Origin of the sequence: Nitrospira sp., assembly GCA_030653545.1 — a bacterium.
GTDB lineage: Bacteria > Nitrospirota > Nitrospiria > Nitrospirales > Nitrospiraceae > Nitrospira_D.
In genome coordinates, this window is sequence record JAURZE010000013.1 from 69,483 (window position 1) to 89,098 (window position 19,616).

At 52.0% G+C, this 19,616-nt stretch carries 17 protein-coding genes; all 17 read right to left on the reverse strand.

Annotation, left to right across the window (positions count from 1 at the left end; translation table 11 throughout):
• Positions 1 to 50: 50 nt before the first annotated feature.
• Positions 51 to 1,892, reverse strand: coding sequence for a hypothetical protein (locus Q7U39_04525; protein MDO9117200.1), 1,842 nt, complete (start codon positions 1,890 to 1,892; stop codon positions 51 to 53).
• A complete protein-coding gene (locus tag Q7U39_04530) occupies positions 1,889 to 2,854 on the reverse strand; it encodes a KpsF/GutQ family sugar-phosphate isomerase (protein ID MDO9117201.1) in 966 nt (321 codons plus the stop codon). Before Q7U39_04530 ends, Q7U39_04525 begins: the two co-directional genes overlap by 4 nt.
• A 1,417-nt stretch (positions 2,855 to 4,271) precedes the next feature.
• Positions 4,272 to 5,813 (reverse strand): polysaccharide biosynthesis PFTS motif protein, encoded by a 1,542-nt coding sequence (locus Q7U39_04535; GenBank protein ID MDO9117202.1) that lies wholly within the window; start codon positions 5,811 to 5,813, stop codon positions 4,272 to 4,274.
• Positions 5,814 to 6,959, reverse strand: a complete 1,146-nt coding sequence (locus tag Q7U39_04540; protein ID MDO9117203.1) for a GNAT family N-acetyltransferase — start codon at positions 6,957 to 6,959, stop codon at positions 5,814 to 5,816.
• Positions 6,960 to 6,972: 13 nt separating this feature from the next.
• On the reverse strand, positions 6,973 to 7,935 hold the full coding sequence (locus tag Q7U39_04545; GenBank protein MDO9117204.1) for a putative PLP-dependent aminotransferase: 963 nt from the start codon (positions 7,933 to 7,935) through the stop codon (positions 6,973 to 6,975).
• Positions 7,932 to 8,984, reverse strand: coding sequence for a hypothetical protein (locus Q7U39_04550; protein ID MDO9117205.1), 1,053 nt, complete (start codon positions 8,982 to 8,984; stop codon positions 7,932 to 7,934). Before Q7U39_04550 ends, Q7U39_04545 begins: the two co-directional genes overlap by 4 nt.
• Positions 8,985 to 8,988: 4 nt before the next feature.
• The gene (locus tag Q7U39_04555) at positions 8,989 to 9,699 is read right to left on the reverse strand and encodes a hypothetical protein (GenBank protein ID MDO9117206.1); all 711 of its coding nucleotides are present in this window, start codon (positions 9,697 to 9,699) and stop codon (positions 8,989 to 8,991) included.
• A complete protein-coding gene (locus tag Q7U39_04560) occupies positions 9,696 to 10,613 on the reverse strand; it encodes a class I SAM-dependent methyltransferase (GenBank protein ID MDO9117207.1) in 918 nt (305 codons plus the stop codon). Before Q7U39_04560 ends, Q7U39_04555 begins: the two co-directional genes overlap by 4 nt.
• 48 nt (positions 10,614 to 10,661) lie before the next feature.
• Positions 10,662 to 11,519 (reverse strand): phytanoyl-CoA dioxygenase family protein, encoded by an 858-nt coding sequence (locus Q7U39_04565; GenBank protein MDO9117208.1) that lies wholly within the window; start codon positions 11,517 to 11,519, stop codon positions 10,662 to 10,664.
• Complete coding sequence (locus tag Q7U39_04570; GenBank protein ID MDO9117209.1) at positions 11,516 to 12,250, reverse strand: RraA family protein; 735 nt, start codon at positions 12,248 to 12,250, stop codon at positions 11,516 to 11,518. Before Q7U39_04570 ends, Q7U39_04565 begins: the two co-directional genes overlap by 4 nt.
• A 31-nt stretch (positions 12,251 to 12,281) precedes the next feature.
• Complete coding sequence (locus Q7U39_04575) at positions 12,282 to 12,905, reverse strand: class I SAM-dependent methyltransferase (GenBank protein ID MDO9117210.1); 624 nt, start codon at positions 12,903 to 12,905, stop codon at positions 12,282 to 12,284.
• Positions 12,902 to 13,672, reverse strand: a complete 771-nt coding sequence (locus Q7U39_04580; GenBank protein MDO9117211.1) for an amidohydrolase family protein — start codon at positions 13,670 to 13,672, stop codon at positions 12,902 to 12,904. The genes Q7U39_04575 and Q7U39_04580 overlap by 4 nt, the downstream gene beginning before the upstream one ends.
• Positions 13,669 to 14,880 (reverse strand): ATP-grasp domain-containing protein, encoded by a 1,212-nt coding sequence (locus Q7U39_04585; GenBank protein MDO9117212.1) that lies wholly within the window; start codon positions 14,878 to 14,880, stop codon positions 13,669 to 13,671. The genes Q7U39_04580 and Q7U39_04585 overlap by 4 nt, the downstream gene beginning before the upstream one ends.
• A complete protein-coding gene (locus Q7U39_04590; GenBank protein ID MDO9117213.1) occupies positions 14,877 to 15,734 on the reverse strand; it encodes a hypothetical protein in 858 nt (285 codons plus the stop codon). The genes Q7U39_04585 and Q7U39_04590 overlap by 4 nt, the downstream gene beginning before the upstream one ends.
• A gap of 11 nt (positions 15,735 to 15,745) precedes the next feature.
• Positions 15,746 to 16,795 carry a pseudaminic acid synthase gene (gene pseI, locus Q7U39_04595; protein ID MDO9117214.1) on the reverse strand — a complete coding sequence of 350 codons (1,050 nt, stop codon included), beginning with the start codon at positions 16,793 to 16,795 and terminating at the stop codon, positions 15,746 to 15,748.
• A gap of 10 nt (positions 16,796 to 16,805) precedes the next feature.
• Entirely contained in the window at positions 16,806 to 18,131 is a 1,326-nt protein-coding gene (locus Q7U39_04600) for a glutamate-1-semialdehyde 2,1-aminomutase (GenBank protein ID MDO9117215.1), read from the reverse strand.
• A gap of 400 nt (positions 18,132 to 18,531) precedes the next feature.
• A complete protein-coding gene (locus Q7U39_04605) occupies positions 18,532 to 19,419 on the reverse strand; it encodes an aldo/keto reductase (GenBank protein MDO9117216.1) in 888 nt (295 codons plus the stop codon).
• Positions 19,420 to 19,616 lie beyond the last annotated feature (197 nt).

The window sequence follows — 19,616 nt, forward strand, 5'->3', positions numbered from 1 at the left end:
TCCCACTCACATCCGGCAAGACAAACAATTGAGCGTTTCTGCAACACTGTTCAGATCTCTTGAAAGACTTGTAACCGTTCGTCCGTGACCGCTGCCAAATAGGCTTCAGCATACTCACGCCCACGATGCTGCCGCGAAGTAAATTCCGCCTCTCCGAGCATCTGGATATCGGATAGTACGGGCAACAAATCCGACGGACGCTTGGCGATCCATTTGAATTCCATCCAGCCTTCCATAGGATCAGAATTGAGAATGTCCCCAAGATCCATATAAACCGCTGGGATGCCGGCTCTTACCGTCTCGATCCCAATAGTGGAAGACGCATACAGTACGACATCTGCCCACTCTAGATCTTGCTCGACAGAGCCGGCCGATACTTCAAAAGGGAAAGTGACCGCGCTATCAAGCACTTCAAGCGCCTGCTCCAGACGCAAAGTCGGATGTGGCCGAATTCTTACGGTGATTCCGCCTAGACCTTCATTCAGCTTGGGCTCCAACGCCTCTTGCAAATACAGTAACGTATTAATGTATTCCAATTGGCTTGTAGCCAGCGCAATCAGCAGCCGGCAAACACACTCCTTACGACGAGCCTTCAAAGGACGAGCACAAGCAGGCGACGACTGGCGGAGGGCACACCCGAGCTTTAACAGCTGGGGAGGGTGCCCCCCTTGCTGCTCCAACCAGCTCATCGTTACCGCACCCATCGTAATGACCCTGTCCGGTAGCGGCATTTTCTCCCGCTCGTCATTGTTCAGCATGAAATTCAAATGGCTTCCCGTAATAGACGCATGATTGTAGCCAATCATTTGGGTGAGAGGAGACCCTCGACGCGCTCCCAGAAGAAGCATTTTTTCCCAGGCACGGTTTTCATACGGGTAGAAACATCTGACAGGCCGTAAGAGGCACGCCCACCTTTCTGCACTCTTGAACGCCAACAGACTTCTGAACACATCCCCGCTCGAATGGGCTTGCTGAATGGCCGACCGAAGCAATCCTGTGAGAGTGACCCCTTGCAGCATGAGCCGCCCTTTTTCCCATTCGCGATCGCTTTGCCACCATTGCCCCAAGGCGTCCCACCCGCAACGCAGGATTTGTCCCACGCTAAGCAGCGCTTCACAGGCGATTGTCTTGAAACAGGCCTTCCTCCTGAACAGCTCAGTCAATCGGCGCGAGAGCCCTTGAATCTGCCCCACCACCACGACTGGAACATTCCACGCGCAGAGCTGCTCGGCGAGGCGACCAAAATAGCTGTCCCGAAATTCACCTTCCGGGGAAAAAGAATGCGGATGCACGAGCGTAACCATGACGACTAGATCGGCACGATGAAGCAGAGCGGAAGGATCGAGGCCGCGTACAGTCAGTCTGAACCACAGGGCACGCATCGTCAGCAGCACGATTGCAACCGGCCCTATTCCCATGAAGCGTTTCTGCAAACCCTGAAACGACTTGACCTTATTAATGACGGGAATCTGCTGGGCCGCTCCCCAGCGGGACACCTCGCCGGCTACACAGACATTCTCTGTGACCACAATAAGGCCGGCAGTTGCAGTACTCGCCAACTCGGCAATCAGGAGAAACTCAAACGCATCGCGACAAAGACTCGTTGAAATCGGATTCTTCGTAGTAAACGGCATCGCCCACCACTTAGCCGATCCGCCTTGCGCATTGAGACCTCCAAGCGCTTCCACGTAAGCCGATCGAAAGGCGGCGGACCGCTCACGAAACAGCTCCATCCTGGACAGTTCCTTCGCATAGCTGCCGTGCTTGAGTGCGGCTCGGATAGCACGAGACTGCTTGCTCTCATGCAGAATAAGAAACTGTAGGGAGGGTCTCTCGGCCGGCAGGGACGCATTCAGCGAGGCGAGATCGGAACACAACAAGACAAATTTCATAACCCCTTGGCGACAAGATCATGCAAATGGATCATGCCGATGACCTCCTCTTGGCGATTCAGCACCGGCAGGACAAGAAACGGCTTATCCCTATTCTCCATGATCTCAAGCGCCCGTATAGCCTTCTCATCCTCATAGACAAAGGTCGGCGTCTTGTTCATCAGATCTGAAATAGACATCGCAAAAACATTGCCCCATTTCTCGAGGGCTCTGCGGATATCATAATCGGTTACAAGGCCCAGCAGCCGCCGGTCTGCACCGACCACAGATACAGCACCTGCCCGTTTGTTAGTGATTTCAAACAACATCTCTTTGACGCTCACCGTCGACTCAATAACGGGATTGGCGTCCCCCGCACGCATCACATCTTTCACATCGAGCAACAGCCTTTTCCCAAGTTGACCGCCGGGATGATAAAGCGCAAAATTCTCCGGCTGAAAATTTCGCAACTTCATCAAGGTGATCGCTAGCGCGTCTCCTACGACAAGCGCCGCGGTAGTACTGCACGTCGGCGCCATATTGAGCGGGCAAGCCTCTTCATCAATCGGAGTAATGAGAACAATTTCGGCATTCTTTGCAACCATCGACCCCTGCTTTGCCGTAATGGCGATCAACCTCGCCCCAATTTTCCGTATGCTTGGCAACAAAGCGATCAGCTCATCACTCTCTCCTGACTTACTAATAGCGATCACAATATCGTCCTTGTGGACAATTCCGATATCACCATGCATTCCTTCGGCCGGATGGAGAAAGGTGGCCGGTGTCCCTGTAGATACCATCGTCGACGCAATCTTTTGCGCAATAAGGCCTGATTTTCCGATGCCCGTGAGAACGACTTTCCCATGGGATTCAAATATCAAATGAACCGCTTTCTCATATCCATCCCCGACAGACTTTCGCAGCCGATCCACGGTAAGGCCTTCGAGCTCAATAACTCTGCTGATCTCTTTCAGAATGTCCATCCTTCGACTCCCCTTTGATACCTGTGATAACCTGTAGGGCCTACGCCACGCTGATAGGCATGCTGCCTGTCGGAATCTATCCGGAACCGTTCAGTCAATATTTTGAGTAGAAATTTCCATCACCACGACTCCAATGCGATTTGTATCGCCACAACATGCCTATCGCATCTTTACACCATCTGAAAAAGTCTCTAGTTGAATGAATATGCCCCCACGGCCTGCTCAAAATGGCACTCCGATCATGCACGTACTGGAGTATCCTCTCAGAGTCCACCATGGATGAGATTTGTGGGCTTGAGCTGATTTCCAGAGCAAAGTCGTGCAGATCGTACAAGATGCTAATGAGTATAAGGGCCTCTGCTTGACGCGCGTCTCTCGGGATCCACGACGTTTGAGGGTCTAGTGGGTCTCTCAGATATAGAGCATCACCGAATATTAGCTGCCCAGCACTGACGCACGGACGAAGTTCGTAGTCTCGCCTTACCCATTCAGCACGCCTGAGCTTGAAGAGGGTAAAGCCGCAGTTAGATAGAAACAAGTCCACATCTCGAAATAGTGGCTGCGATTCGTACAATTTCGCAAACTCCACCTCTACCTCAACTGCTACCACATGACGTAGCAGCGTCTCTCTTGCTCCCTCAAGAATAGCCAACTCAGAGCCCTGCGTATCAATTTTGATGAAGTCGATATTGTTCGGCAAACATTCACGGGACTCCTTCAAGAGTCCATCAAAATCTCTCACAGGGATGTGTATTGTATCCCGCACATCAAAACGCGTGGCATCAGGAAATCGATCGAGCAAGGGCCGATTGGGACGATACACGGAACTAACACCCCCTGACCTGCAAAGGTGTAGCTCTTGGTTTCCCTCTTTGCGTCCAAGACCGAAGGGGAAACACTTAAGCGAGCGATATCCGACGCCTGACCGAAACCGCTGATTAAGTCGTTCACACTCTTCGGGATCGGGTTCGAACCCGACTGCTTCGACGAGAGAAGCTATCTCATCAAACATGGGATGTATTCCACCCCTTGAACCGACATCGACAACACCGAGCCCTCTTTCCTGGAGAGACTTGAAGGCACCTTGTATCTTTGACTGCAAAGCTATGAGCCTCCTCAGGAATAAAACCAACTGACACGCCGCGCTTTCCCTCTATACCTCCGACTACACCAAGGTTTCATCAAACTGCTCAAGCACAAAAAGAGGGAAAGCGGAGAATCAATTACCGAACAACGTAAGCGATAGTCTGGATCAACATCCTCGAACATTGCTTTGCATATTCCCACGGCACTCGATCAGACTACCTCGGCTTTCTACTTACTTGCAAAATAAGAGGTGCTTAGCCTCAGTGTTGACAGACACCGTCTGCCTTTGATTCATCTTCACTGAAATCACCCATCAGAGCAGTCTAGCCCTTTATCCATCGCGCACACATTTTTCCTTACAAGCTCTGCGAATAAATTCTCCCAAGGCATCACCTCCAGAAACGTGGCATATACCCTCATCATCCTCTATAGGACAAAGAGAACCGGTCGAATCGTACCATGCAGTTGGACGCCCCCTGGCAATCCCTACGTACGCCGGCGAGGAAAAAGGGGCAGCGATTACCGCATCGCAGCTATCAATGAGATCATACAAATTGGTCGTTGGCGGGAGAATGCTGATTTGGTTCGTCTTCGCCAATTCCCTCACAACACTCAAGTAACTCTCCGCATGGATTGCCCCATGAATACGCTTATGCTTCAGAACGATTTCAATCTTCCGTCCCAACTCACTCTCAAGCCTCCGCGAAATTTCGACGACATCGCTGATGAATTTGGTCATCGTCTGATTCGTATAGTAACTGCGGACTAGTCCCAGGAGACGCTCCGTAGCCCTATCTATAGGAGTGACGTCAAATACCGCTACTTTAAATAAACGCTGACTTCTCTGCATAGAAGAGCTCGGCAAATGCCACAATATCGGACCGATCACCTTAAATTCTGATTCCGAACCAAGGCCAACAAGAAATCGCTTGAATGCACATGTCCAGACCCATTGCGTGTCGGCTTTGACGAAACGAAGATTAGGGATTGGGGCAATTACCGGGTCGTCCGCATATACAACCGGATAGTTATTCTGGGAATACCAAACTAGATGCAGACGATGCTTTCGATGCGGCAATGCCCACATCCACAATGCCTGCGAGAAGTAGTTTGAGTTTGTAAGCACAATGTTCTGTAAGGCTCCGACACGGCTAAGCGACTCCGCAATGGCATGGTAGGCCGCATCCCTACCCAACAGAATCAACCCAGGGGAGCAGATGACTGCGCTCACAAATGACCACATAGCGACAAGGTGATTCCGAAGCGCACGCACCCACTCTCGCACTGGAAGCCCCCGCCAGCCTAGCGCGAGAAAAAGCGGAAACCGGCCATACCGTACTCGACTTGGGCAAGTCCCTCTGATTGGCTGAGTCGCCTGTACAGCCATTTTGTCATAGTTCGTCAGCGGCTCGACGTTCCCGTTACAACAGAAATCAAGGAACCGGTGATCGCTACCCTCGACCGTCAAATCAGCCATCCCCACACCATAAAGCAAAGTGAATCTGGAATGGCTCTGATGAAATCGCAACGAAAGCAACACCGCTACAAGCGCATGCGTCCAATGCACAATATATTCGAGCAGAGCGCGAACGAACAAACTCGGCGAAACTCGAATTTGTCGGTTAGATATAAACCTCAGCCCACCACAGTCAATCGTGCTGTCATCGCTCGGGAATGAACCCGTTGCCTGAAACTCTTCCGCGCTAATTTTCGTATACCGAAACACGCCGAGCTCAGTGCAGCGCTGAAGAAATCGCCACGCCACGTCTTTTTTTGAATACCCGCAGAAACCGAACACCCAAGATTCTGCCAGCGGAGCAATGCCATCCAGCCGCCTTGAAAGTGCGGCATAGCTGTATGCGGTACTAGCCATTCAGATCTGATCAACCAAGGGAATATTAAAGGATACGGAGGGATCGAAAATTAGAGGCCTGCCTGCAGAAGAAATATGCGCCACACCGAGTAGGCGTGCTACCGAGGCAAAGCTCTCGATAGAACATTGCGGATGGACACTCGCCTTCTCTCCATCCCACATCAGACGAACGCCATCGACATCTTCCGTTCCTGGAGCAATGTTTTTTGAGCGCGCAAGCTGTTCAATGCGACATACCGCTGCGTCTACCAATTGCACCGGATCGACTACTTTTACCATGTGCCCCCCGAAGGGACACTCCCGCGTGGTCAACGTCACATCAAATCCTTCCAGCGCGCGAACCGCAGGATGCGTCGGCGAAATATACACAGTCAGCAATTTCCCTGCCGCCGACCTTGCCAGCAGGGCCAACGCCATTCGAGCGCTCGAGATGCCATCACTACTTATTTCGTGAATATTCCCGCTCTCGTCATGAATTGCATATGCAATGATAGCTCTATCGTTTTCGATGACGCTCACGGTGACGCGAAGATACTCCGATTCTTCCATGACATATTTCCATGTCTGCCAATCGCGCGAACAATGCCCGAAAGAATCTTCGTAGGCCAGATCATATAAGGCGCTGCACACACGAATGTCATCAATAGAAACTCGCCGCAAGCGAAGACCTGCAGTGTTTACATCGGCAAACACTGCTGACTCCACTGTAAGCTTGTTGTATTGGGAGAGGCCCCAGAAGCCGAACTTATTGTAGAAGCGGTCGACGGCTCGCCGGGCAATGACCAACGCGATGGCAGCACCTCTCTTACTGCATGCCTGAAGAGCCGCTCCAATCAAGATCCTGGAGTAGCCTTGACCGCGCAGACTTTCGTCTATACAGACTGAAGAAAGAAATGTCCCTCGAATAGATGCCGGGCCGCGAGGGAACATCCGGTCAATTAAGAAAGCCGCACCAATGACACCTTGCCTACCAAGGGATACGACAATCGCCGGATCCTTCCCTGCGCCGGGATGCTCAAGAATGTGGGCGCGCTTTCGCTCGAGATTTTGACCAGTGCCATCAGCTAGAGAGGCAAACGCTCTTCCGGCCAATGCGATAGCAAGATTCAACTCCTCTTGGTCACGCGCCGGTCCTGCATATAGCATGTCTGGACAACTCCTAACTACGAGCCATGTGCTTGGCTATCCTGGCTAGTACTCGGCGCAACCAGGCAAGTGATACATCCTGATGAATCGGGATCGGCAACACCTTCACTAAGGTGTGCTTCCCATTTTCCTCCACCTTTTCCATCGTGCGCATTCCCGCAGTCAGACCGAGTTCATCCACAAGCTCAGGTCCTACATCAACCAGAGCAGGCACGGCACAAGGCAATCGCTCCGCAGAACGTGATAACCAGGATGGCGCCACCGACCAGGCCAGCTCAATCTTCTGTTGTCTATCAGCCACGATGGCCGGCCATTCGCCCAAGGCTGCTATAACTTCTCCCATCTGTAGGCGGCTGCCCCTCCCACAGACTCCTTCACCACCTTGCCACCATGCGTGAAGAATCGGCGACTTGCTGCCAAGAAGGCGAAGAACCCACTGCATCGTAGCTCCTCGACGAGCATCCCGCACATACCTCAATCGATCGGCAACCTCAGGGCTTTTGCACCACAGGACCCCCCCACCCATCGTTCCCAGTATTTTTGGAAGTGACCAAATCTCGAAAGCTCCCCCTCGGGGGAATAGCTTACACCCGGGAACGACAAGAGTGTCAGCACAGTCCTCAATGTCATCGGCCTGAAGCTCATGGCTCTGCACATACCCCCACTGGTGAAAACAAATCCTTACTCGAGCCTTTGCGGTCACACTGCCTGTCGATGGTGTGGCAATCCGAGAAACGGCGTCCAGCACGCAGTGACTCGCATATGGAAACACATGTACGCTGTCGGCACGGCCCAACCCGCTGCCTATGAGGGCAAGCACTATTGCCGACCGACCGGAAGAACACAGGACAGGATGCCCGCCATAGAACATGGAGGCGAGCCTAGCTTCAACCGATGTAGCTGAATCCAGTCGGAATGAGCGGGTGATAGCACGGACGGCACTGCCCTGCGGCCAAAGAAAATGGCTCTCGCTCAAGATGCGCAGGACCCCGCCGAAGTAGAAACGGACCGCCCAACTTCACGCTTCGACAAACGAATATCCAAATATGCCTTTGTTGCTCCCCCGAATGCCCGCTTAAAGAAACTGATACTCAACTCTTTTGCGGTCGGTTGCCGGCTGCCGGTCGACGGAAACATCTGCTCACCCATCTCGAAACATTTGATTCCAATCTTCTTTGCGTGCAGCATTGCAGTCCATATCACGGCATGTGACAAAGGCTTATCAAATAACTCTCGACGGGAAGCGCTGACTCCGTAAAAGCAATGGGCCGCTGAGTGGGGGAACAGCGCGGCAGTTACGAGTCGCCCTTCAAGCCATCCAAGCCCGCAAAAGGCCTCATTGGCAACAATCATGGCATGCTGCATCTCCCAACTTCGGCGAGAGCGCGTTTCTCGTCCCGCCGCATCCAGATGGAGCAACCTGAATGCCTCTACATGCTCAACAGAAATGTTGTCACTGCCCATTATGGTTAACTCAAGATTCTTCACGCCCCAGTTGACTCCCCACTTGAACGCCTTCGTCATAGACCGATGAAGCTCGTCATCTGACCAGCTCAAATCTATGACTTGGGTGAATCCAGGGATAACCTGCGCGCCCAGATCAAGCAGGACGCGACTCGGATATGACAGCTCCCCTTGGTCGAGCAGGTCTCGATACGACACGAGATCTGGACATTCGGGAGAATCCAGGAGACGAAGCAATTCTCCTTTTACTAATTTATGAGCCCCTGCACGAAACGCCGACACATTCTCAGCACTTTCAAGGTAGCACACAGGAAGACCGCAGCACGAAAGCTCGCTGTCTCCACCTTCGGTCTTACGCAAGAACATTCGCATGCCAGCCACAGGTTTCCCCCCCTCTAAGACCATAAAAGAGTGGTCGACCTGCGCATCGTGGCCGACATACTCCCGATAGTATGCCAAATTGGCCTCGCCATAGAGGGCAAGACGCTGTTGGGAGCATGCGGATGCGAGGGAGTGCCAACATGGGAGAAAACGAGGATCACCAGCCCGAAGAACATCCATGGCGCTAGGTTTCTTTTGACTGTCGTATCCCGCGATAGACAGCCTCGGCCAATGTCCAATCTTCTTGCGTATCGATGTCAATCGCCTTGTACTTCGGCAAGATCTGCCCGATAAAGCCTACATCACTGCCAGCACCTTCTGCACCGAGAACAAGATCAGCAGGATAGGCGACAAATGTTCCCGCATCGAAGTACTTCTTCTCTAAGTCCTGGGAACGCACCATGAACATTCCCGGCTGTACCGGCTTCAATCGACCGTCCTCTTGCCGGCGGAATGCCCATTCGATTGGTGCCTGATATTCGCTGATCGCTAACAACGGCTCGCGTCCGCCCGCCTGAATGAACAGCTTCTCCGCCTCGACCAAGTCCTTGCTGTCGACCAGCGGCGAACAGGCCATCAACAGCCAGACCTGGCTAAATGTTCGACCACGCCGTGCATACTCTCCGGCGACATATTTCAGCACCGGCATGATCGGCGTGTGATCATCCGCTAGCTCCTTTGGTCGGGGAAAATCGGGCTCAAACCCAAGCCCAGCAATCACATCTCTGATTACCTGACTGTCGGTAGAGACATGGATGACATCAAATAGGCCGCTGGCACGGGCCGCATTTAAGATATATGCAATTATCGGCTTGCCACAAAACTCGCGCACATTCTTGTTCGGTAGGCGCTTCGACCCCCCTCGTGCAGGGACGATAGCAAGACGCCTAATCATTTTTCCAACCTGGGGATTGGGCCTACCCTATTTTCATCAGATGGTCGGAGAAATGCAGCAAGGTTTCGCCCAAACCCTAGCCTGGCAAGCGCCGACCAGAACCGAACCCCGTCTTCTACTGGTCTCTCGTGAATCAGATTCTCAATTTGAATCCGGGCCTTGTGTGCTGCCTTTCCCACCGATTTGTCCCGAACATAATTTGATCCATGGTGGAATAAGAACCAGTCGATTGGAAAATTCGCCAATATCTCCTCGCATCCCCAGCCAGTGATCTGCGCGGTGTTTACCAAGCTATCATGGTCGAAATAGTTTAAGTGGTCAGGCGGAGAGACCCAGAAAGCATTATCGATATGCCCATGTGTCATCGCAGCGAGCTGCGTGATGGAACAGTCATTCGGCACCGACACTACAGCCATACCATTCACTGCAACCAGTCTGTGCAAGGCCTGCAGAAGATCAATGGGATCGAGAACATGCTCAAGAACATTCTCCAACCACACGACATCGTAGACTTTCCCCGCCGCCAGTTCCTCCCTTAAGGACTCATAGATATCGCCCACAACGAGATGATCAAGACATTCTGGATGCTTAGATTGAACACCGGCGATACTAAAGTCCAACCCCTTGACCGACCAACCCCGAGAACGGAAAAAAGACAACGCATGGCCTTCCCCGCAACCCACATCAAGCAAAGATCTTGTGCCCGCTGATGGGAGAAGACACTTTTGAAGGACATGCCAATACTCTTCTAGCTTGCCTTGAATATGCAGCATTTCATCCTTGCTGTACTCCAGTGCCCCGCCTTTACCCTCCTGGTAATACTTTTTCGAATAATACTGCTGCAACTCCTGGGGAGTTGGCTTGTCGCCTATCTCCCAAAACCCGTAGCGCGTTTTAGTCAGTCTTTGATCCACAGCCCGTCCCTTCATACTTTAGCTTAGTAGGGTCACTGCGCAGTAAGCCTAAAACCCGTAATCCTTTATTGAAGACTTGAGAACATCATATCCACATTTGGTATTAACACGCTCAAGGGGACTAATAGGCGGTATGGAACAGAACCCCAGCAACTGCTTCTGTTCATTGGAGCACGCCTGATAAATACTGTCGTTCATTCCTCGAACTATATCCATCGAAGGCTTTATCCACCACATACCCAATGTGGCCACCAGCGCCCATCGAGATCGCCTTGAGACATTCTCAAGAGTCCCATGCCAAAGGCGGCTATCCCAGCAAATCAGGTCTCCAGCCTTCCCCACCAGCGGATAGATCTTTTGAAGGTCCCTGTCCGTATACGAACCAGACTTGTGTGATCCCGGCACTACGACCGTACAACCATTACCCTCATCAGAGTCCTCCAATAAGACTACAAACTGCATCATGATTGTGCGACTCCCAACAAACGGAATATGGGAGTCAATGTGCAGATCAAGCTTGCCTCCGCTCGATCTGGCGTTGTAATACAGCAACACATAATTGGGGACTTCGGGTGGCAGAAAGCGATAATACGGATCATTCAACTTCTCTAACGCAATAGCGCGTATCAGTGGAGTCACTAAGATATCCAGGAATAGGCGGTCGAGATTGTGCAAACTATATAAAATCTTGTCGTCCTTGTCGCGAGCAGGCGTCCCCGTATACTCAACTTTCGCTTTTAGGTTTGCTGCCGCATAGTACTGATTCGTCTTCGCCAGCAACGTGTTGATTGTTCCTTGGTTCAGGAAGTTTCTAACACAGCAGTAACCGTAGCACTCCAATTCCTTCAGTGCCTGATCATGCTCTGCAAGACTTACCTCTCTCGACAAAGTTTCAGGAGTGATCATTTCTCTATCTCCCCTTCTTTCCCCTCTCTGCCGTCAAGCGACTTTTCGAGCTCTTTCAGCTGCTCAACATGAACGCTCGAGAGAAGCCCTTGCTCCGTGAGATAGGCCCTGTCACAGACAATCTTTTTCGTATCCCACTTGAGCGTATCAAGACAAAACAACCAGATGTCCTCTTGCATCTCAATCCGCCGCAGGCGATTGAGCATCTCTTCTGTCAGCAAGCTCCGGCCGATGACCGTGACTCCCCCGTCGTCACAGACGGCAAGCCCACCTTCGTAAGATTGCCGGAGTTGCCCCTCGAGCTCTACCGGATACGGAGCAGCCAGCGTGTTATAACAACCCAAAGGGCTAACCCCTTCCGCCCACACAGCATACCCCTCGCGCCGAAGACGTGCAGTATCGCGGACCAACCCTTTTACAACAACAGCCGCCGCACCTTTGTATAAGAGCAAATATTTGCAAACCAGATCACCGATAATTGCCCGGCCCTCGCAGTTATGCGCAAAAATGATAACGACTTCACCCTTTTCCACCAGCCGTATCTGATCGTGAACCGAAAAGTTTGAGTTATTAGCCGTGAAGACAGTCCGCACTGGCCCCACACGAAACTGATTCAAGTTGATCGGGAGGACCTTCGGAAGCACACCTGCTTTCCCAAGGGCATCGGCAACCTCGGTTGTCGATACACGATTGGCAAGACAAAACTCTTGTATCTGATCTCGGTATGTCATGAAACCCCCGTTTTATTTCCCGGCAGGAGAATCACACTGACTTTAGGAGCTGCACCGTAAACTCATAGAGGGGATAATCGTGGATGAGATTTACATAGCGAGTAATCTGCCTCGCCTTGGAAAAAATCATCTCCGGCTGATAGTGTTGATTCTTATCGAGTTCATAATCAACATACTTTGTCAGGAAGTTTAGAGAGGCAGCCTTTCGCGACAAGGCGTACATGCGCTCCATTGTGCCGTAGGCATACTCCTCGACTCCGACAGCCTTGAAGGATAACGCTCCGGACAACACCGCGATGTCAACAGGAGGGAGCGTGACTGAATGAATGTCGCCTACATAGAAGTCCCTTCCGGTTCCACCATACTTTGCAGCTGCTTCTCCAATCAGTTTCTCAGCAATATCCACCCCGATATATCGAAAGTCACCTCCTGTATGCCGCTCCAAGTAGGGGATCAACCCACCTAGCCCGCAGCCGACGTCAAGAATCGTTCTCCCCTTTGGATCAAGCCCCCTAAACAAAACATCGAATCGCAGATATTGCGAACTCTCATTTCCCCAACCAACCGTCTTAACATTGCTCCCATATTCGTCGAAACGGGCATTGTACAGACTAGCCACTTTCGAAAGATCGAGACTCTGCTCAGAATCCTTCACAAATCATCCCATCCAAAAAAATCTCGTGCGTTGAGGCCCAAGATCTTCGTCATGACTTCTTCGGACAACCCTTGGCTCTGCATGAACTGACGGGACAACTCCAGCGTAACAGCGACGGATCTATCTGGATAGTCAGAGCCATAGAATATTCGGTCGAACTTCATGCTTCGCATCGCATAAATCATGTCACCAGGGATGGAACTCATCTGGTAATACAGCAGCGAGTAGGAGATATCGAAATATACATTCGGCAGACGCTTGGCCAACATCATGAAATCCATCACATGATGTCCTCCCATGTGCGCCCAGATGATGCGAGTCCCTGGGCACTGCTTTGCCAGAGACGCATATCTTAGCGGAGAAAATCCCTGCATCAGGTGCGTGCCATCCGGGAAGGCATCGATAAGGACAGGTACGTTCATCTCACCAGCAGCCTTTACAAGTCGCACCGTTTGGTCGTCATCGACGCCAAATCGTTGAAGGCGCGGGTGGAGCTTTAACCCAATGTACCCCAACCCCTCTATTCCCTCACGCAGAGACCGCTCTGGGTCGGCCCCATGAGGATGAACGTTAATGAACGCTCGAATTCTCGGGAACTTCGAAATTGCCTCCGCTACCTCGGCTGCAGACCAAGGCTGAATCTCGAGATGCAACACGAGAGCGCGATCTACGGCTGCCTCTTCAAGTTGACGATTCAATTCTCTAACGGCACCTATCGCCGTGCCGTCAACCTTCTCGTCAAGATGAAGATGCGCATCGATAATCATGAGACGACCTCTATATCAAAATGGATAAGAGATTCTGCATTATCCGCAAGCTCCCTGGCTAACTGAGGCGTTGATGCATGACTGAGAATGTAGCCCAGACGATCGCCATCTACCGTAGCGTGATGAAATCGATCACCAACCTTGGCAAATGCGTCTGCTTCAACCCCCTCCAGCATATTGGCGGATTCGAATCCTGTAATTTTTCGCAGCACACCGGGCTGGGAAGGAAAGAATCGCAAGACAGCCGCCTTCTTGCACTTGGCTATGGCGCTGACTTCTTCTCCTACCGCCTGCAAAGCCGTTAACCGCGCGATATTCACACCGCTCACCGCAGGTACGAGTCCGTCGAAAACCATGAATCCTCCACCACGACCGGCGACTTCAACTATCCCGACGCTACCATCTTTCATTAAGATTGCCTCCGCGTGACCTGGTCCATCCAGATAGCCAAGAGCCCGGTATGCTGCCACAACCGTTTCTGCGATACGCGCGACGACACCGGCCGGGCGATCAGGTGTAGCAAGTTCGCGTGCAACCGTTCCTCGGGTGCCCTCAACTTTCTTCTTTTCTGTTACAGCCAAGACATGGATGTTGCCATTTTCAGCAAAGACTTCCACAGTAAACTCAGTCCCATCCATATAGGACTCCATCAGGACCTTCCCGGATTTCGAGTACTGAAACGCCCTGCTCACAGCATCAGATAGGTCGTCCGCTGAAGACTCCAGTTTTGTCACCCCTCGACTTCCAGAAGAGTCCGCTGGCTTAAGAATCAACGGGAAGCCGAATACTGGGATAGCAGCCAAAACATCCTCGGCCCGCCTAAAGAGCCGCCATCTTGGTCCAGGCACTCCCTTTTCAGTCCAGATTTGCCTTTGAACTGCTTTATCAAGAAGACGGAGCACGAGATCTGTACGAGGCCCAGGAAGACTCAACTCCTCGCGTAATCGAGCCGCAAGCATCATCCCAGCCTCCGAGACAATGCTCACCGCCCCTCGAATATTTTTGCCGAGACCTTTTACTCTCTGAATGATGGCCTCATGGTCGCTTAGATCCATATTTAAAATCTGATCCGCCTCCTTAAACCCTTCCGCATTCGGATCGGCATCAAGCGCAAGCACTTTCAAACCGGCTGCACGAGCCTCCTGAATCCCATGCTTCTGCCACTTGCCTGCGGTCACTGCGATGAGCCAGCTCTCGTGATTGTTCACAGCAAACCTCGAATGATCGACGACACTCTCTCCACGCCCCGGCCATCAACTAATTCCAGACCACATTCTGAGACCACCCTAACTTCTTCTGGAGCGAAACCGCGAAGCTGTTCAAGCCCGATCCCGAGAACAGCCCCATGCGTTTCGGCAAAACGAGCGATCTTCAACTCCTCACTCGTCTGCGGCAATACGAACGCCGCCTTCCCCACGCAAAGCGCCTCAAACAAACAGCCGCCCCCGTTTGTGACCGCCCAATCACAAGAAGCCAGAAGTTGTGGAAGCTCAGGCGGATTGACGAGAACGCGATACCCGGCATCCGCCACAATGGCTTTCGCCAAAGGTCCCTGAACGAGGGTGACGTCGAGGCCTTCATCCCTGAGTCGCCGCGCAGCTTCTGGTCCTTGCCCAAGAAGGTCGCCTCCACCAATGACAACGAGCACACGCCTGGCCCGTCCGGTAGGCGGAGTACGATGGAGTGCAGCTATTTCCTCACGCACGAGGATATATTGAAATCCGACATACGCTTGCCGGGTGGCGCGTACCTCTCCGTGAGGATAAACCGCAATATTAATATTCGGAATCGTTTCACCAAACCAATCAAGCGCCACAGTTGTCTGTCCACCTTCATGCGCTGTACGAATTTGGTCATCTATTCCCACATGAGAGTCAAATACCACCACCCTTGCAGGAACTCCCAAATACTTCGGCGTTGGTAACATCCGGCTCGCGGACTCGGAAAGCCCGGAAACACGAACACCAATTCCCTCTTTTTCCAAGCGAGCTGCCAGCGCAGAGGACCGCCGTATGTGCCCCCAGCCGACCTTTTCATTGCCATCACAGAAAATCTCTGCCACGGGGCATTGGGTCATTCCACCACATCCCAGCTGAGACGATCGCCTAGCTGCAGATCGCGCAGGACCCTACGACCCAGGAGATCTTTGTAGTGCTTCGGATGCAAGCCGAAGGATGGTCGCACTGACTTGATATTAGACTGCGTAAGGCGTTCTCCTGCCCTAATGGCTGCCGAGACATAGAGAGAACGCCGGCCACGAAGACTTTGCAAGGCAGACGGCGCGATCTCATAACTAACGCGCCCAAGTGCCTTCTCGACGAGGCGAACCTCTCTGACCAAACGCGAGAACTCGCCTTCCCCAGAAGAAAAAAACGAATCGACCGTCTCTATTCCGTCATCAAGGGTGAAATGCTTTTCGATAAAGTGGGCTCCAAGAGCGACCGATGCCACCGCTGCGGCAATACCCACGGTGTGATCCGATAGCCCGGGAACCACACCAAAGCGAGTCGCCATATCCGAAATCGTCCGCAAATTAGACTCCTCTGGAGGGGCGGGATAAGCCGTCGTGCATTTCAGCACGACAATCTCATGGGCACCAGCCGCACGAAGAGTTGCCAAGGCAAGTTCGATATCAGCTAGTGTCGCGATGCCTGTGGAGATGATGACCGGCTTCCCGGTCCGAGCAACTTTCTCAAGGAGGGGGAGGTGGGTGATTTCAGGAGATGCGATCTTATAGGCTGGAGCCTGCAGCTGCTCTAGTAGGTCGATTGCTGACTCATCAAACGGGCTCGAAAACACCTCCAAACCTATCCCTCTAGCCTCACGAAAAATCGCCTCATGCCACCCCCAGGGAGTGTGAGCCTTATCGTACAGGTCCCATAGGGTTGAATGGTTAGCCCAAGGGTTCTCTGCCGGAATAGAAAAGTCGTCACGGTCACACTTGAGTGTAATGGTGTCTGCGGTATAGGTCTGCAGCTTGATCGCGTCCGCACCAGCACGTTTGGCCGCATGGACAATGGCAATGCCACGCTCAAGACTTCCGCCATGATTACCGGACATTTCGGCGACAATAAAAGTCGGATGCCCGGGGCCCAGAGTGTGCTTACCAATGCGTATTTGCATGCCTAATATTCTAGTTGAGTTTGCGAAAGACTGGCTTGACAACTTTGCCTTTGAGCGCAGCCCTCATCCCCGCCCCCTCGGCTGATTTCTTCATGACGTCGAGAGCATCGCGGACGCACTCTACGGCAAATTCGATGGTTTCTCTCCTATGCGCATAGGAAGGAACCACGTAGGGCATCAATAGGCCACGCGCGATCGTTTCCTGCAAAAACAGTGTGCGCGCCAGCATCGAAACCTGCCCGGTTTCATCCCTAAACGCGAACCCCGGCTTTACACTATATCCAACAATGTCGATATATCGCTCAGCGCCGACATCTTTTGCCGCGGCACGCACACCATCCATCAGCGCCTTACCCGTTTCCCAAAAATGCGCTACGATATTGTGCCGACGGATCTCGTTGATACAGGCGATGGCCGCCGCAAGACAGTGCGTCTCCCCACCGTGAGTCGTAGAGAGTAAAAATACTCGTTCTTGGTCATGATCAATTCCACCGATGCGCATAAATTCGCGCTGCCCCACAAGCGCACTTACCGAGAAGCCATTCGCCATTCCCTTGCCAAAAGCACTCAGATGAGGCGTCACTCCCACCATTTCCTGGGCTCCACCCAGAGCAAACCGAAAGCCGGAAACTATTTCATCAAAAATCAAGAGCGCACCGTTCTTCTCACAAAGCGCCTTGAGGTTTTCAAGAAACCCTTCTTTAGGCGCCTCCAGAGAGACGGGCTCGAGAATAAAACAGGCGATCTGCCCAGGGTACTCATCAAAAAGCTTTTGACAGCTCCCAAGATCGTTGTAATTAAATTTAAGTGTGAGTGCCTGTATCTCCACCGGAATACCCCGAGGGATCACCGTTGAACCGATGAACCAATCGTGGATTGCGTTAAATGCGTCGGATGAACACCGTGCAATATATTTCCGCTCCGTGTAGGCACGAGCAAGTTTGACCGCGGCAGTCACTGCATCAGACCCATTTTTCCCAAACTTGACCATCTCAGCGGATGGGATAATTTCGACAAGAAGCTCTGCGAGCTCCCCTTCAATCACTGACGGACGACAGAAATTCACTCCCCGTGTGAGCTCTTTACGGACTGCATCAAGAACGGGCTCGTACGCGTGACCAAGAATAACTGTGCCAAGTGACATAGCCAAATCGACGAATTCGTTCCCATCAACATCCCATAGAGCACAACCCAATCCCCGATCAATGATCCTGGGGGCATTTTCCGGGAACTGATCATCGCCTTTACTATATGTATGCGCCCCTCCTGGTATCAGAAGACGTGCTCTATCAGCACAAATCTTCGTCCGCTCATACTTCAAAGTCTTCTTTTTCATAGCTCAATATCCGCTTCAGGAGAATTGCCGAACGACAGCTGCCCTTCCAAGATGTTTTCAGACACAAACAGAAATACGCTTACGCGATACCACAACTTCAGAGCACGCCACAACCATAACCATCGATTGGGCAATCACACTCACAGAAACAACTGCGCGCTTAAGCTCATCCCAGGCACAAAGAGAAACGACACAAAATTCGCAAGACATTGCTAACCCCGAAAGCAGAAAAGACCAATGGAGGCTACATCGAAAACAAATCACGATTGGAACCATTCACTTGGAACAACCAACGCATCTCCTGCAAACGGATCCACATAAAGAGACTAAGGTAAATTGTAGCCCCCTATATACCAACCTGAGCTCACATCTAAATACTTAAGCATCGATAGCGTAGCTCTCACCGTCGTTCCCAACGGGCAGGATTCAGTAGATCCGAGTCGCTCACATGCAAACTCGACGGCAATGGCGGCAATGTTCCCTCAGCACACAAAATGATTTCCTGAAGCTGAGCCTTACTGTCAGCACCAACCACCACCTTCGCAATCTCAGAAAACGATAGAATGTGCCGCAGACAACCCTGCACGGGCGTAAGCTGATGATCAACCAGCCAGTGGTCCCAAGTCTCCAACAGTTTCTGCCAACGGGTAAAAAACGTTGGCCGCTGAGCGGCTGGCATTAACAGCAGGCCTTGCAAAAAAATGGAGCGCACATGAACTTCAACCCCCTGCCCATACAGACGCGCCAGCCACCCTGTATCAACTATCCGACGATCCAGCACATTGAAGGGCGTCTGAACTAGGTCAAATGTATAGCCATCGCATAGCGACTCCAGCTCATCCGGCGCGTAGATCGAAATCCCTATCTTCTCCACCAAACCTTGCGATTTAAGATCGCCCAGCGCATAGTAAAGCGCTTGCCCTAATTTGCCCAACAGCTGCTCAGGGCAATGCAACAGCAAGCCGTACAAACGGCTGGCGTGTAAACGGGAAAGGGATGCGTGTACCTGCTGCCTAACCCATACAGAAATATCCCTACAACCATCGGGGACTGCAGGTAGTTTTGTGACTAACTTAAACGCTTGAGTTCCCACTTCCCCCAAACAGGCTTCACTCTCGCCATAGGCAATTGCGGTATCAAGCGTATCAATCCCATTGGCCGCAGCCAATTGCAGCATAGCTTTTGCCTCGGGCCGGGCAACTTGCCCGGTCCGATTAGCAACCCCATAGGGCAGTCCGAATTGGACCGTACCCAAAGCCAGCCTTGAAACCACCGATTCGCTATGCATCAATCCATTCAAATTGTCTGCAAATGATGATGTTGAGTAAAATCAAAAGCCTGGGAAGACCGAATAATTCTCGGTTGAACATCCTTCAAAATCCGCCACATTCCAATGGTCGCACTCTTGCCTTCCGATGGATCGTTAGCCAAATTACTCTGATCAAAAATACATGTGGGAGGAGCTGTGCCGTTTCATGGCAACGC

What these genes read in the sequence shown, in the direction of transcription:
- Q7U39_04540 (MDO9117203.1), bottom strand. Translation starts at nt 6,959, where the DNA reads ATGCTATATGCAGGACCGGCGCGTGACCAAGAGGAGTTGAATCTTGCT.
- Q7U39_04580 (MDO9117211.1), bottom strand. Translation starts at nt 13,672, where the DNA reads ATGATTATCGATGCGCATCTTCATCTTGACGAGAAGGTTGACGGCACG.
- Q7U39_04605 (MDO9117216.1), bottom strand. Translation starts at nt 19,419, where the DNA reads ATGCATAGCGAATCGGTGGTTTCAAGGCTGGCTTTGGGTACGGTCCAA.
- Q7U39_04565 (MDO9117208.1), bottom strand. Translation starts at nt 11,519, where the DNA reads ATGATCACTCCTGAAACTTTGTCGAGAGAGGTAAGTCTTGCAGAGCAT.
- Q7U39_04600 (MDO9117215.1), bottom strand. Translation starts at nt 18,131, where the DNA reads ATGAAAAAGAAGACTTTGAAGTATGAGCGGACGAAGATTTGTGCTGAT.
- Q7U39_04550 (MDO9117205.1), bottom strand. Translation starts at nt 8,984, where the DNA reads ATGGATGTTCTTCGGGCTGGTGATCCTCGTTTTCTCCCATGTTGGCAC.
- pseI (MDO9117214.1), bottom strand. Translation starts at nt 16,795, where the DNA reads ATGCAAATACGCATTGGTAAGCACACTCTGGGCCCCGGGCATCCGACT.
- Q7U39_04535 (MDO9117202.1), bottom strand. Translation starts at nt 5,813, where the DNA reads ATGGCTAGTACCGCATACAGCTATGCCGCACTTTCAAGGCGGCTGGAT.
- Q7U39_04525 (MDO9117200.1), bottom strand. Translation starts at nt 1,892, where the DNA reads ATGAAATTTGTCTTGTTGTGTTCCGATCTCGCCTCGCTGAATGCGTCC.
- Q7U39_04530 (MDO9117201.1), bottom strand. Translation starts at nt 2,854, where the DNA reads ATGGACATTCTGAAAGAGATCAGCAGAGTTATTGAGCTCGAAGGCCTT.
- Q7U39_04555 (MDO9117206.1), bottom strand. Translation starts at nt 9,699, where the DNA reads ATGATTAGGCGTCTTGCTATCGTCCCTGCACGAGGGGGGTCGAAGCGC.
- Q7U39_04570 (MDO9117209.1), bottom strand. Translation starts at nt 12,250, where the DNA reads ATGACATACCGAGATCAGATACAAGAGTTTTGTCTTGCCAATCGTGTA.